Genomic DNA, 13,298 nt, shown 5'->3' on the forward strand with positions numbered 1-13,298 from the left:
TTCCTAAAGTTGAGAGAGAAGGGCGCGCTGGCACAGCGCGTTCCTTTTTTAGTTCCCCTCTTGAGAGGGGGCGCGTTGGCAAGTGCAGGACAAGGGGTGTGTCCTTGCGAAATTGCATGCCGGGTAAAGGACACACCCCTCCACCCCTCTCAAGAGGGGAATCGCACAGAGCCCCGACTTCCCAAGGCCTTATCTATGTGGAAAAAACTCCAAAACTCCCAACTGAAAACTCCCAACTTGTTATTATCTTAGAACCCGTGGAGAATTTTATTGTTTCGGCCCGTAAATACCGTCCTGCTACTTTTGAAACCGTTGTTGGTCAGCAACATATTACTGGCACCCTCAAAAACGCGATCAAAAATAATCAGCTGGCACAGGCGTTTTTATTCTGCGGGCCGCGTGGGGTAGGGAAAACAACGTGCGCGCGCATCCTGGCTAAAACCATTAACTGCGAAAATTTGCAGCCCAATGGCGAGGCTTGCGGCGAGTGCAGCTCCTGCAAATCATTCCAAAACGGTAACTCCTTTAACATCCACGAACTGGATGCCGCCAGCAATAACTCGGTTGATGATATCCGCAACCTGATTGATCAGGTGCGCATACCACCACAGGGTGCTCGTTACAAGGTTTATATTATTGATGAGGTGCACATGCTATCGCAGGCGGCGTTTAACGCTTTCCTGAAAACATTGGAAGAACCGCCGCATTACGCCATTTTTATACTGGCGACAACTGAGAAGCATAAAATACTGCCCACCATACTTTCCCGTTGCCAGATCTTTGATTTTAACCGCATTAAGGTTGATGATATGGCCAATCACCTGGCCGGCATTGCCGTTAAGGAAAACATTAAATACGAAGACGACGGCCTGCACATCATCGCCCAAAAGGCTGATGGCGGCTTGCGCGACGCTTTGTCGATGTTCGATCAAATCGTAAGTTTTTCGGGCGGGCATGTTACCTACAGTTCGGTTATTGATAACCTGAACATACTGGATTATGATTACTACTTCAGCATTACCGATAGCCTGCTGAAAGAAGATACGGCTAAGGTTTTATTGCTGTTTGATGAAATCCTGAGCAAAGGTTTCGATGGAGCCCATTTTATTACCGGGCTATCAGCGCACCTGCGTAATCTACTGGTAGGTAAAGATGCCAATACCTTGAAACTGCTGGAAGTAAGTGATGGTATTAAAGCTAAATACTTGCAGCAATCGCAGGCTACATCGGTATCGTTCCTGCTATCGGCTATGGCTATTGCCAACCAGTGCGACCTGAATTACCGCCTCAGTAAAAATCAGCGGCTTCAGGTTGAGCTGGCGCTGCTGAAGATCTGCCACCTGCCATCGGCCTTTAATATGGCTGCGATGCCTGCAATGTCCGAAGGGCAATTAAAAAAAAAACCTGATACCCCAGCAATAACGCCCGAAGCGGAAAAAAAACCGCCGGCGCCAACACCACTGCCGGCCGCGGTTATTGAAGTTAACCCAGCACCGCAACCTGTAACACCAGTTGTTGTGGCCCCGGTTAAAGAGGTACCTGCAGCGGCTGTATCAGCACCTGTAGCATTGGCTGCCGCAAGCCCAAAAGTGTTTATTCCCAATCAAAACAGCAGTACCTCTATCAAGATCCCGTCGTTTAGCGAAATGGGTAAGCAGGTAGAGGAAGAAGCCGCCAAAGATGACGATCCATATATAAAAGGTACCGATAAAGAGCGTTTTACCTACGACGACTTTTTGAAATGCTGGAACGATTATACCGCGAAATTAAAAAGAGATGGCAAACCCACCTTGGTTACCATATTTTCGGGCGAAGCGCCGAGGCAGTTAGGTGCTACTGATTTTGAAATTGCTGTTAGTACCAAAGCACAGGAAGCCGCCTTCCGTGAAGAGAAGCCGGACCTGCTGAACTATATGCGCGCCGCTCTGAAAAATTATGACCTGACGGTAACCACCCGGGTTGATGAGCATATTGCCAGCAAGCGCCCTTATACCGCTGTAGAAAAATATCAGCACATGGCTGCCAAAAACCCGCAACTGGTAGAGCTGCGCAAGCGGTTTAACCTGGATTTGGAGTAAAACCTCACCCCAGCCCTCTCCAAAGGAGAGGGAGTTTGAAGTCCTCCCCGAAGGGGAGGATTAGGAGGGGTGCTACTTCACATAATCCCCATCATTCTTTGGATAGCCTTCCTCGTCCAAATCATCACGATCATCTTCGGGGGTACGGGCCAGGGCTGCATCGGCCGGGTCAAGTTCTACAATTTCACCATCATCAATGTGCATGCCTAAGTCGTCAACATCGGTTTCTATACTTCGTTTAGCATCATATTCCCCGTTAACATCGTAGGGGTTAGCCTCGTCATAAGTGGAGCTGATATCGTCGCCATTTTTTACTGTAGTATCGTATGGGTCGGGATGGTCGTAATCCGGGTCGTCGCTTTTAACATCATATTCAAAGCTGTTCTTTTCAGGATTATAATTCAGATTTTCCTTGTCGATGGTTTCGCCAAGGTCATCCTTTAAAGTGCGGTCCCTGTCCTCATCTTCATTCTCAAGTTCAGGATAAATGTTATCTGGGTTCATGGTTTGATAGTTTTACTGTTGTATAATAAAACCCTGCCGGTGAAAATTAGTTTGACAGATTGGGTTTTTAATTGATGAATGTGACTAAAATCATTATTGTAATTGTGGCCTTAACACCAGCCGATGTAACTATTCGTCAATCTTATTTAAGGCAGCTGCCCGAACAGCTATTTTGGCAGTACGACCAAAAACCTTAAATTGATCGGGTTATGGTAAACAGACAAAACGGCGCTTATTGGATAGATCATTTAAAGCTGCAACCACATCCCGAGGGTGGTTTTTATCGGGAGGTTTTCCGCTCGGGAGAGGATGTCACCAGGGTGTTATCCAATCAAATTAAACAAGCCTGCACTTCTATTTATTATTTATTGGAAGGTACTGATTATTCCGGTTTTCACCGTATTCAGTCCGACGAAATCTGGTATTTCCATAAAGGCTCGCCGCTGCATATTCATGCTATCGATCAACGGGGGAATTATATGATACATGAGTTATCTGATACTGAAACAGGCCGTCTTTCGATAGTGATACCTGCCGGTCAGTGGTTCGCGGCGGAAATACCAATGGCTACCGGCTTTGTTTTGGTAAGCTGCGCGGTAGCCCCGGCATTTGATTTTAACGAGTTTGAAATGGCAGAACGACAAGCACTGGCAGCCCGATATCCCCGGCATGCGGATGTAATTAACAGACTTTGCAGATTGTAGCAGGATTATTTAACTTTATATCTAAACCCAAACAATTATCAATATGGCCAAAAATACCAACAAAACCCAATTAACAGAAGAATCGGTATCGGCCGCACTCGACGCTATGGTTGCCGACCCGCAGGAACGTAAGGATTGTGACACCCTGATTGATATAATGGAAAAGGTGACCGGGCACCCGGCTAAAATGTGGGGGCCGGCAATAGTAGGGTTTGATCAATACCATTATAAATACGAAAGTGGCCGCGAAGGTGATGCATGCCTGATCGGCTTTTCGCCGCGGAAAGGAAAATTCAGTTTGTATATCCTGCGCAATTTTGACGGCCGCCAGGAATTGCTGGATAAACTGGGTAAGCATAAGGTACAGGGTAGTTGCCTGCACTTTAAACGGATAAGTGATATTGATACGGGCGTGTTGGAAGAGCTTTGCAGGCGATCAACCGATTACATGCGGAAGGCGCATTAATACGTCCCGCCCGGAAGATTTAGCCGAGCGCATAACTTATATCCCCATATCATGCGCACCTCTATCACTATGTCGGTCTAATTTATCATCCAGTATATCGGGCTGGATAATGATATAGCGCATCAGTTTATACTCGGCCTTTACGGTTTCGCGGATACGGTCAATAGCGTCGTTTATCGTTACCGTATCCAGGTTATGCTTAAACTCAACAATCAGCATCAGCAAAATTTCATCCGGCGATTGGTAGGTTGACATGATGTGCAGCACCTTCACAACTGATTGGTCCTTTTGCACCATTCGGCATATTTTGTCCTTGGTTTCGGGGGCAATGCCTTCGCCCATCAGCAGGCTGCGGCTTTCGCGGGCCAGTATAGCCGATACTGCTACCAGTATCAGTCCCACCAGTACCGAGGCTACACCATCCAGCACAGGCAGGTGTAAATGCTGGTTCAGGAACAGGCATATCCCTACAATAAATAAACCGGCCACAGCGGCGCTATCTTCAAATAAAACTAAAAAATTTGATGGGTCTTTACTCTTTACAACGGCTTCCCATAACGGGGTTTCACCCCTCACCAGCTTAAAATGCCGGGCGGCAATCACCAGCGATGCGCCTTCAAACAAAACGGAAAGGCCAAGTACCCAGTAACTCATGGTTGGGTCGCCAAGGGGCTCGGGTTGGCGGATGTGCATAATCCCCTGGTAAATGGAAATACCGCCGCCCAGTCCGAAGATGAGTATCGAAACAATGAACGACCAAAAATAAAGTTCCTTTCCATAGCCGAAAGGGTGCAGCGCGTCGGGTTCCTTTTTAGCACGGTGCAGGCCCAGCAGTAATAATACCTCGTTCACGGTATCAACCAGCGAATGTATCCCTTCTGATATCATCGATCCGCTTTTACCGATAATCCCTGCTATAAACTTGGTAATCGCAATCAGCAGGTTAGCAATCAGCGCCCCGTAAATAGATGTTTTGGATGAAGCCATATCTGTAGTACTAAACACGGATAAGCCGCATTGTTTGTTTTTTTACCAATAAGCGCTTAAGCATGCCTGTAAAATATTGTACATTGTGCGGATAAACCAGGCATTATGGATCATCAGCAACTCATCCAAAAATTTTACCAATCTTTTGCCGAGCGCGATGCCGAAGGTATGGTTAGTTGTTATGCCGATGATATTGAGTTTAAAGACCCCGCTTTTGGCATGTTAAAAGGCGACGATGCTAAAAACATGTGGCGCGTGCTGCTAAAGAATAACAGCGGCCTTAAAATTACGGTAAGCGATATTAAGGCCGATGATAAAACAGGCAGCGCCAACTGGGTAGCTGAATACACATTCAGTCGTACAGGCAGGCCGGTGGTCAACCGGGTATCGGCAGTTTTTGAGTTTAAAGATGGTAAGATCATCCGGCATACCGATAGTTTTGATATCTGGAAATGGGCGGGCCAGGCTATGGGTTTAACAGGCTATTTATTAGGCTGGACACCGTTTATGAAAAACAAGATACAACAACAGGCTAAAGGGTTGCTGGCCAAGTATAAAGGATAGATATGGTGATCAGCATATTAGGTTGCGGCTGGTTTGGCCGGGCTTTGGCGGCAGCCTTAATAGTAAAGGGTATCAAAGTAAAAGGGTCTGCCACCAGTCCTGAAAAACTGGCCGGATTATCCGCATTGGGTATATCACCTTATCTGATCAATTTCCCTGATGGGGAAAATAATGATACCGGCTTTTTTGATTGCGACGTATTGGTAGTTAGCATCACGCCAAAATTCAGAAAAGGGGAGACCGAAGACTTTATCCCTAAGATAAAGCAGATCATCAGCGCTGTAAAGCAATACCAAATACAGAAAGTCATTTATATCAGTTCAACAGCTGTTTATGGCGCAAACCAGGGAATGGTTAATGAGTTGACTGAGCCCGTGCCGGATGATGGTTCGGGTAAATTACTGCTGCAGGCTGAACAGCTTTTCCAAAACCAGGCTGATTTTTCAGCTGCCATTATCCGCTTTGGCGGCCTGGTAGGGCCGGGTCGTCACCCGGGGCGTTTTTTTGCCGGGAAAAAGGATGTTCCTAATGGCCTTAGCCCGGTTAACCTGCTGCATTTGGATGACGCGGTAGATGTTGCCTTAGCTGTGCTTGAAAAAAATGCCTGGGGGCAGGTATTCAATGCCTCCGCGCCCGATCATCCAACCCGTGCCGCTTTTTATACGCGCGCCACACAAACAATTGGTTTAGCGGTGCCAACTTTTAAAAACGAATTGCCTGATCAAAAAACTGTTGATAGCATTAAGATAAAGCCAGTATTAAGTTATCAATTTGTACACGATAAATGGATGGACGAGTTGTTTGATTAAGCCATCCGTTGCTTAACTTAGCGGCGTGGCAGTCCCCAAAAAAACTACTATCCCAAAAGCAAAAACTACCCCGAAGAAGAGGGCCCCGGCTAAGCGCAAAAATACGCAGCGCAATCGCTTGCTATGGCGGGTGGCCATTGTTTTGTTGCTGATCATCCTGTCGCCCTTTTATTATGGATATGTACTGAAACTATTTTCTACCACCTGGCAATGGTTTAAGGATATAGGCGAAAACCCGCACTACCGCACCTATAAAAGTTTCCAGATCCGCATCCCGTCCAAATATCATATCCATGGTATTGATGTATCCTACGCGCAGGGTAAAATAGACTGGCAGAGGGTTAAAGCCATGCAGGAAGACAGCGTGCATATCAGTTTTGCCTTTGTAAAGGCTACCGAGGGTTTGCTTACGGTTGATCCTTATTTTAAACGTAACTGGCGCGAAGCACCCAAAGTGGGGATAACCTGCGGGGCATATCACTTTTTTCACCCGGAAAAGAATGGATTATGGCAGGCGCGGTTTTTCCTGCAAAACGCGAAGACCGAAAAAGGCGACCTGCCGCCTGTAGCCGATATTGAAGTGCTGAACAATACATCGCCTGCTACCATGCGTAAAGAGCTGAAAGCTTTTTTAAACCATATAGAATCGCAAACTAAGATCAGGCCGGTTATTTATACCAACCTTAGCTTTTATGCCGATTACCTGGCGGGATACTTTGATCAATATACTTTATGGATAGCCAATTACCACCAGGCCGATTTAGCGATCGACCCGAAAACCAACTGGCAGTTCTGGCAGCACTCGGATAGGGCAAAAGTGAACGGCATTAACCACACAGTTGATTTTAACGCCTTCCGGGGCGATAGTTTGGCCTTTAGTAAGCTGCTGGTGCGATAGTAAATATTTCACCCCAATTTAACCTGCATTTTATATATAATGTTTAAATTACCTTAATTAAATTGTGAACTATGGTTTTTAATAATTGGTGGCTTGGCTTATTTATATTGTTAATGATCATCCTGGTCATATGGTTGATCAGACGTAACCTGAAAGATAAAAAAAGCTTTGAGAAGGATTTAATGGCATCTGAATTAAAGCCCGAAGAAGATAAGCAGGAAAAAGACGAATCGCTGTAAAGCGATGATGCCAATCAGGTTTTTTGTTTCTTCTTTTTAGCGGCCGGGAATAATATATTATTCAGGATCAGCCTGTAACCGGGCGAGTTGGGGTGCAGGGCCAGGTCGGTTGGTGGTTCGTTAGGGCTATGTTGATAATCTTCGGGGTCGTGGCCACCGTAGAAGGTCCACTGGCCTTTGCCATATTCGCCGTGAATGTAACGGGCCTCATTAGCCGATTTTAATTCGCCCATAATGGTAACGCCAGGCTTTAGCTTGGTTTTATCAAAAGCTGTAGCCAGGCCTTTAAAACCTTTTATCACATGGTCATGGTCCTGTGTTAGCATACTGGGCACCACATCCCACTTAGCCGAAAAATCAAACAGCGTAAAAAAATCACGCGACCGTTCCACATTCCGTGTATCCGATACATCAATATCACTAAACCTGCGCCCGCGGCCAATCACCACGTTAAAGTTTTGAAAAGCCAGCGTCTGATTAAAATCAAGCTTTGATTGCGCGTTTTCATCGGGCGGGTCGCCATCGTATTGGGTATCCACAATATCGGTATTCGCCGCGGCCAGTGCAATGTCAAAACTATCCGCGCCCGAACACATGGCAAATAAGAAGCCGCCGTTAGCGCAAAAATCGCGGATGCGCTGCGCCACTGCCAGCTTCATTTTAGATACTTTTTTAAAGCCCAGCTTTTTGGCCGTCGCCTCCTGCACTACCTTGCTCTCCTGGTTGTCTTCGGGATTGGTATTCCGGTTTCCGCCGCCATTAAAATCCGGGCGTCCGCCACCACCTCCGCCATTAAAATCGGGATAACCGCCGCCGCCATAACCGCCACGGAAACCTCCGCCAAAACCACCCATTTTGCTGTATTGGCCTGTAAAATCCTCGTGGTGCAGGTGCAGCCAGTCGTATTTCATCAGGTCGCCTTTCATTACCTCGGTATCGTAAACATAATCAAAGGGTATCTCGGCATATTTTAGTACCAGTTCAACGGCGTCTTCCATATTGCCCTTGCTTTTGGGCGAATAGAGGGCTATTTTGGGGACTTTCTCCAGCTTTACCACATCCATATTTACCGATGGATCGCTGATCTGTACCAGGATGCTGTTTACGCTGGCATCGGCCAAAACCTCGAAAGTAATGCCGCGCACCTTGCATTCATCTTCGGTTTTTTTATCGTATTTGGTCATAAAGCTGCCGCCGCGGTAATTCAGCAGCCAGTCTACCGTCCCGCCATTTTTTAATACCCAAAAAGCAATGCCGTACGATTTTAAGTGATCCTTCTGCACATCGTCCATCGGGATTAATATGGAAGCCGCCCGGCCGATAGCCGATAACAGTAAAAGGCTGAAAGCCAGTAGGTATTTGATGCGGCGCTTCATTTTATCAAATATAATAAACAAAAAAGGTAGCAGATACCATGTACCGGCATGAAATTAACTGTGTAATATAAATATCACATAAGCGGTGATCTTTAATGGTACATCCATATCGTAAAGTCTTCGTCGGTATAGCCTTGTTTTAATGATACATCTTTACCTATCTGGGCACAATAGTTTAATATTTCCTGCGGATCATAAGCAACCAGCAGGCCATTTATTGGAACATGCTGTAACAGGTTAAAAGCTAAGCCTTTATTGCAGCTATGGTACAGCCTGGTTATGGCTTTAAAAATAAATTCGGGGTCGCTGCTGGCATAATTGAGGGATCCGCTGGCCAGTACATAATCCATCAGCGGCAGGTTGCGGGTTATAAAATTGCCTGATATAAAGGTTGTGCCGGGGATATTGCCATAGCGTTTCATCGCCTCGTCCAGTAATTCGGGAATCTGCTCAATACCGCAATAATGGCGTAACTGCGGATAGAGGCCTTGTAAATACGGCAGCAGGTCGGCATAACCGCAGCCGGCATCTAAAACGGAGTGACCGTTCAGATCGGCTATTGCTGCTAATTGTTTAAACCGGATCAACTGGCTTTCCGTATCGCGCCAGCCCTGGGCATAGCTGCTTTGCGGGCCATGCGTTTTGATCATAGCCCGGTGGTAGTGGAATATGGCTGATGAATCGGTTAAAGAGGACATGAAGGAAAGGTATTAAAAATACTGACCTGTTAGTCAGGTTAATGAGTTTTTTTATGGGCAGAAACTCAGTAAAACGCTGTTTTTACGAATATGGTATATTACTTTCGGGCCTTTTAACAAATAATTAACTTTTATTTTTTCGGCAAAATATCGCCATTTTTTCACCGTTCAATCAACAAAACAACAAAAACCCAAACACATGAAAAAAATCCTAATCGCAATTATTGCACTGCTATGCGTAGTCAAAATCTCCAACGCCCAAACCGAAAAGGGCACACAAAACCTGGGCCTTAACTTGAGTTTCGCTCATCTTAAAATTGATAATAATAACAATCCCTCATTTAATCAATCGCAAAAAACTACTTCTTTTAATATCGGGCCCGATTACAGTTTTTTTGTCGCTAAAGATATTGACCTTGGCTTTTTATTAAATTACAATACAAGCAGCCAGGAAAATAATAATACAACGGCATCTAAACAAGATGACCACGGCTACAGCGCAGGCGTTTATATGCGCAAATATTTTTTATATGATGGCAAAATAGGTTTGCGCACTGGCGGCCACTTCACTTATGGGCATAGTAATACAAAAGTCAGCTACTCGTTCCCAAACAACTTCTATAATTACGATACTAAAACTAACGCTTACAGTGGCAACCTTAGCCTTGAGCTGGTAGCTTATCCTACTAAAAAATTGGGCATAGCAGCATCATTAGCTGGTATAAATTACGTTCATTCTAAACAGAATGGCGTGGCAACGGGCAATACTACCTATAATAACATTAGCGCCGGGTTTGCTAACGATGGCCTTACCATGTCGGTGTTTTACGTAATAGGTAAGAAATAACCGATCATTAAAGCGTATTTAAAGTAAAAGGCCTGTTGATTAAAAATCAACAGGCCTTTTTAATATCCAATAAAAGCTATTAGCTTATAGGTATGATTGTAATAATTTCGACTTTGAGTTTTGACGTAAACGCATCAGCGCTTTATCTTTTATCTGGCGTACACGTTCGCGGGTAAGGCTGTATTTTTCGCCGATCTCTTCCAGTGAATGCGCTGCAACACTGTTTAAACCGAAGAACAAAACAAGCACTTGTCTTTCCCGCTCAGCTAATATGCCTAACGATCTTTTGATCTCCTGTGTAAGCGAATCAATCATCAGGTCGCTGTCTGTACCGGCAGCGCTGCTTTGTAAAACATCCAGCAGGGTGTTTTCTTCGCCTGCTACAAATGGCGCGTCGACTGAAATATGACGGCCCGCATTATTTAATGCGTCCGAGATCTTTTCAGGCGTAGTTTCCAAATCTTCGGCCAGCTCTTCGGGCGTAGGTACACGCTCAAATTGCTGCTCCAGTTTCGATGACGATTTACGGATCTTATTCAGCGAACCTACCTGGTTAAGGGGCAGGCGCACAATCCGCGATTGCTCGGCAACGGCAGTCAGAATAGACTGACGGATCCACCAAACGGCGTACGAAATAAATTTGAACCCTTTAGTTTCATCGAAACGGCCGGCGGCTTTAATTAAACCCAGGTTTCCTTCGTTAATCAGGTCGCCCAGTGTAAGGCCCTGGTTTTGGTATTGTTTAGCTACCGATACCACAAAACGGAGGTTGGCTTTGGCTAAGCGCTCCAGCGCCACCTTATCACCCTCACGTATCTTTTGTGCCAGGATAACTTCTTCCTGCGCCGTTATTAAATCCACCTTGGCTATCTCGCTTAAATACTTGTCAAGCGATTGGGATTCGCGATTGGTAATGGATTGGGTGATCTTTAGTTGCCTCATGTGTTGCAAAGGTACTCAAAGTATTGTGGACTGAACGTAATACTATTGCTATTTGCTAAATAAACTTATCGTGTATAGCGATTGTGACAAAGATTATCCGGATATACGGGCAAAGTCATTGGCGCTTGCTGCAAATCGGGTAACCTAATGGTAACAAAATGTTTATCCCACTGATAACGTTATTTCAATTTTTTGGCCACTATACTCCAGCGGAATAGCCATCATACCGGGTACAAAATTAAATATCCGCCCGTCAAGCGTAGGGGACAGGCTGAACGGGACATTTGATTTAATCCGCAAGGTGCCGCCCGCTTTGGCAATGCTGAGTTCACTGTCGGATACTTTAGTCATTTTTTCTTCCTGGGTGGCAATAACGGGCAGCATGTATTTAGGTTTCGCATCGCCCTTATCCTGATATTCGGCTGTGATTTTTATGGCCGTATCTGTAAAACTATAACTTATATGGCAAGTTACCGGGTTGTTTTTTAAGGGTGCCTGGCTATCATCCAGCAAAGCAGACCGGGTCTCAAATAAAATGCGCCCATCCTTTTCCTGTTGTTTTACTTCCGCTTTCAAATCGTGGATGTTGGTATACAGGCGTTTGTCCTGCATTAGCTCAAAACGGGGGGTAAGGCACCTGGTGTTCGGGTCTTTATCTCTTTGTTGGTTAAAATTTTCAACCATTTGGTAGATGGTCATGCTGGCTACCAAAACTGGCCCCAGCGCTTCGTGCCAAAGCATGCTCAAAGCGCCGCCGGTAGCATGGCCCGATTTCATCAGGTATTCCTCATCATAAGCGGTAACCGTACCCCGCCATTTTCCTTTGCTTACCAGCCAGGTTTGCAGTTCGGGGAATGATTTTACTCCATAAGTCAGTTGCCTTGGTGTTTTTGCTGCAGCGCTGGCAGGGTTAACCTTTGGCGCTTTTAATAACATTACCGTTAGCGCCTTACTATGGCAAAAGGTATGATGCACACAAGGCATCTCGCCATGTTTGGCAAAATGGGGGCCGCCATGCAGCAGGTTATTATACGTACAGTTATGCAGCAACTGTGTGTTGCGTAAAGCTACCTGGTAAAAGCGGGGGTCGTGCCCGGCCATCAGGGCGTAGCCGGGCTGGCAGCCATCGCTGGTGCGGCTTCCCCAGTAGGTCCACTTAAAGTTACGCGTACCCCAGCTGTTATCCCAGCCGCCATCGGGCAACATAAACTCCATGTGGGTTTTTAGCGACGCTAAAACTATTTCCAGTATTTTGGCGTCCTTAGTTAACTTGGCATAAAAAACCAGTGCCTGCAATGATTCTTCTACATTATAACCCAAATCAATCGAGTAGCAGCCCTGTGGGGATGGTTCTTTTTCAGGGTGCCCTTCGCCAAACAAAAAACGGTCTTTAGGGGTGAAATATTCCAGGCATTGGTAGGCCAGTTCCTTCCCGCGGGCTATATAGCGGGGCTCGTTAAAATAGGTGCCTATCAAAGCTAAGGCATAGCTGCAGGTAACCGGGTAGTTGATATTTCCCGTGTGGATGGTAAAATCGCGATACAAAAACCCGGCCGCCTTTTTTAGCCGGGCATCCCATTTTTGTTTAGTGGCTTTGTCCAGCATATCGCCAAAATGGGTTAATGTTTCGGCCAGCATTACGGCAGTAAAAACCGAAATACCCGTCCAGTCGCTCACGCTGATCTCGCTCACCCATGATCCATCGGGCATGCTCACCTTGCTTTCCATCCAATTGTACAACCTAATGGCGGCATCCTGGTATTTTTTATCTTTTGTACGATGCGCCAGATACATCATCGGGAATATGGCATCGGCATTACGGCCGTGTACGCAGGCGCAGGCAGGGCATAAAAAACCGCCATACACGCCTTTTAGTTTAGGGTCGGTAACCTGTATGGCCAGCATGCCATCGCCCCATCGTTTCAACAGGTTGTAACCCAGGCTATGCAGATCGTTAAAATCGTAGGCAGGATCGGTAATATTTTCATCAGCTTTATGATTATCGTCTGCATGAAGCAAATGCGCATCGGCATAAACCGGTAGCAATAGGGCTGAAGCTGCCAGTCCGCTCAGTTTTATGAAATTTCTTCTTCCCGCAAATTCCATTGGTAAGTAGGTTTATTTGGTTTGTAATTGATGCATGAGGGGCGATTAAATTTCCTGTTTCATGCCTGTCAAATATAGCC

General features: G+C 45.9%; 15 protein-coding genes. 9 read left to right on the forward strand and 6 right to left on the reverse strand.

Going from position 1 to position 13,298, the window contains the following annotated elements:
- The first annotated feature begins 257 nt into the window (after positions 1-257).
- Positions 258-2,078: a DNA polymerase III subunit gamma/tau gene (locus tag AC07M6_RS01720; protein WP_494887050.1), complete on the forward strand. Its 1,821-nt coding sequence runs from the start codon at positions 258-260 to the stop codon at positions 2,076-2,078.
- Between the two features lie 72 nt (positions 2,079-2,150).
- On the opposite strand, the gene AC07M6_RS01725 is transcribed toward AC07M6_RS01720, so the two are convergent.
- Entirely contained in the window at positions 2,151-2,582 is a 432-nt protein-coding gene (locus AC07M6_RS01725) for a hypothetical protein (RefSeq protein ID WP_494887052.1), read from the reverse strand.
- Positions 2,583-2,656: 74 nt separating this feature from the next.
- Between AC07M6_RS01725 and AC07M6_RS01730 the strand changes: the two genes are divergently transcribed.
- From AC07M6_RS01730 to AC07M6_RS01740, 3 genes are read left to right on the forward strand one after another with little or no spacing between them, the layout of a single operon-like run.
- Positions 2,657-2,779, forward strand: coding sequence for a hypothetical protein (locus AC07M6_RS01730; RefSeq protein ID WP_494887054.1), 123 nt, complete (start codon positions 2,657-2,659; stop codon positions 2,777-2,779).
- 12 nt (positions 2,780-2,791) lie between these two features.
- A complete protein-coding gene (locus AC07M6_RS01735; protein ID WP_494887055.1) occupies positions 2,792-3,286 on the forward strand; it encodes a cupin domain-containing protein in 495 nt (164 codons plus the stop codon).
- 43 nt (positions 3,287-3,329) lie between these two features.
- Positions 3,330-3,752: a DUF1801 domain-containing protein gene (locus tag AC07M6_RS01740; RefSeq protein WP_494887057.1), complete on the forward strand. Its 423-nt coding sequence runs from the start codon at positions 3,330-3,332 to the stop codon at positions 3,750-3,752.
- Between the two features lie 36 nt (positions 3,753-3,788).
- Here AC07M6_RS01740 and AC07M6_RS01745 read toward each other — a convergent pair whose 3' ends face one another.
- A complete protein-coding gene (locus tag AC07M6_RS01745) occupies positions 3,789-4,739 on the reverse strand; it encodes a cation diffusion facilitator family transporter (protein WP_494887059.1) in 951 nt (316 codons plus the stop codon).
- Positions 4,740-4,844: 105 nt separating this feature from the next.
- On the opposite strand from AC07M6_RS01745, the gene AC07M6_RS01750 reads away from it, so the two are divergent.
- From AC07M6_RS01750 to AC07M6_RS01765, 4 genes are all read left to right on the forward strand, one after another.
- Entirely contained in the window at positions 4,845-5,303 is a 459-nt protein-coding gene (locus tag AC07M6_RS01750) for a nuclear transport factor 2 family protein (protein WP_494887060.1), read from the forward strand.
- Positions 5,304-5,305: 2 nt separating this feature from the next.
- Complete coding sequence (locus AC07M6_RS01755; RefSeq protein WP_494887062.1) at positions 5,306-6,112, forward strand: SDR family oxidoreductase; 807 nt, start codon at positions 5,306-5,308, stop codon at positions 6,110-6,112.
- Positions 6,113-6,137: 25 nt separating this feature from the next.
- Positions 6,138-7,010: a glycoside hydrolase family 25 protein gene (locus tag AC07M6_RS01760; protein WP_494887064.1), complete on the forward strand. Its 873-nt coding sequence runs from the start codon at positions 6,138-6,140 to the stop codon at positions 7,008-7,010.
- Between the two features lie 71 nt (positions 7,011-7,081).
- A complete protein-coding gene (locus AC07M6_RS01765) occupies positions 7,082-7,249 on the forward strand; it encodes a hypothetical protein (RefSeq protein ID WP_494887066.1) in 168 nt (55 codons plus the stop codon).
- Between the two features lie 14 nt (positions 7,250-7,263).
- Here AC07M6_RS01765 and AC07M6_RS01770 read toward each other — a convergent pair whose 3' ends face one another.
- A complete protein-coding gene (locus AC07M6_RS01770) occupies positions 7,264-8,625 on the reverse strand; it encodes an asparagine synthetase B (protein WP_494887068.1) in 1,362 nt (453 codons plus the stop codon).
- Between the two features lie 92 nt (positions 8,626-8,717).
- Positions 8,718-9,323, reverse strand: a complete 606-nt coding sequence (locus AC07M6_RS01775; protein ID WP_494887070.1) for a class I SAM-dependent methyltransferase — start codon at positions 9,321-9,323, stop codon at positions 8,718-8,720.
- Positions 9,324-9,522: 199 nt separating this feature from the next.
- On the opposite strand from AC07M6_RS01775, the gene AC07M6_RS01780 reads away from it, so the two are divergent.
- Positions 9,523-10,170: an autotransporter outer membrane beta-barrel domain-containing protein gene (locus AC07M6_RS01780; protein WP_494887071.1), complete on the forward strand. Its 648-nt coding sequence runs from the start codon at positions 9,523-9,525 to the stop codon at positions 10,168-10,170.
- An 84-nt stretch (positions 10,171-10,254) separates the two neighbouring features.
- Here the strand turns inward: AC07M6_RS01780 and AC07M6_RS01785 are convergent, their stop codons facing one another.
- Together AC07M6_RS01785 and AC07M6_RS01790 are read right to left on the reverse strand one after the other, a co-directional pair.
- The gene (locus tag AC07M6_RS01785; RefSeq protein ID WP_494887073.1) at positions 10,255-11,112 is read right to left on the reverse strand and encodes a sigma-70 family RNA polymerase sigma factor; all 858 of its coding nucleotides are present in this window, start codon (positions 11,110-11,112) and stop codon (positions 10,255-10,257) included.
- Between the two features lie 162 nt (positions 11,113-11,274).
- Positions 11,275-13,218, reverse strand: a complete 1,944-nt coding sequence (locus AC07M6_RS01790; protein ID WP_494887075.1) for an ulvan lysase-like protein — start codon at positions 13,216-13,218, stop codon at positions 11,275-11,277.
- Positions 13,219-13,298 lie beyond the last annotated feature (80 nt).

This window comes from Mucilaginibacter sp. GW821-FHT07H05, assembly GCF_059418485.1.

Coding starts and splice junctions, on each gene's coding strand:
- AC07M6_RS01725 (WP_494887052.1), bottom strand. CDS start 2,582: ATGAACCCAGATAACATTTATCCTGAACTTGAGAATGAAGATGAGGAC.
- AC07M6_RS01730 (WP_494887054.1), top strand. CDS start 2,657: ATGAATGTGACTAAAATCATTATTGTAATTGTGGCCTTAACACCAGCC.
- AC07M6_RS01735 (WP_494887055.1), top strand. CDS start 2,792: ATGGTAAACAGACAAAACGGCGCTTATTGGATAGATCATTTAAAGCTG.
- AC07M6_RS01740 (WP_494887057.1), top strand. CDS start 3,330: ATGGCCAAAAATACCAACAAAACCCAATTAACAGAAGAATCGGTATCG.
- AC07M6_RS01745 (WP_494887059.1), bottom strand. CDS start 4,739: ATGGCTTCATCCAAAACATCTATTTACGGGGCGCTGATTGCTAACCTG.
- AC07M6_RS01750 (WP_494887060.1), top strand. CDS start 4,845: ATGGATCATCAGCAACTCATCCAAAAATTTTACCAATCTTTTGCCGAG.
- AC07M6_RS01755 (WP_494887062.1), top strand. CDS start 5,306: ATGGTGATCAGCATATTAGGTTGCGGCTGGTTTGGCCGGGCTTTGGCG.
- AC07M6_RS01765 (WP_494887066.1), top strand. CDS start 7,082: ATGGTTTTTAATAATTGGTGGCTTGGCTTATTTATATTGTTAATGATC.
- AC07M6_RS01770 (WP_494887068.1), bottom strand. CDS start 8,625: ATGAAGCGCCGCATCAAATACCTACTGGCTTTCAGCCTTTTACTGTTA.
- AC07M6_RS01775 (WP_494887070.1), bottom strand. CDS start 9,323: ATGTCCTCTTTAACCGATTCATCAGCCATATTCCACTACCACCGGGCT.
- AC07M6_RS01780 (WP_494887071.1), top strand. CDS start 9,523: ATGAAAAAAATCCTAATCGCAATTATTGCACTGCTATGCGTAGTCAAA.
- AC07M6_RS01785 (WP_494887073.1), bottom strand. CDS start 11,112: ATGAGGCAACTAAAGATCACCCAATCCATTACCAATCGCGAATCCCAA.
- AC07M6_RS01790 (WP_494887075.1), bottom strand. CDS start 13,218: ATGGAATTTGCGGGAAGAAGAAATTTCATAAAACTGAGCGGACTGGCA.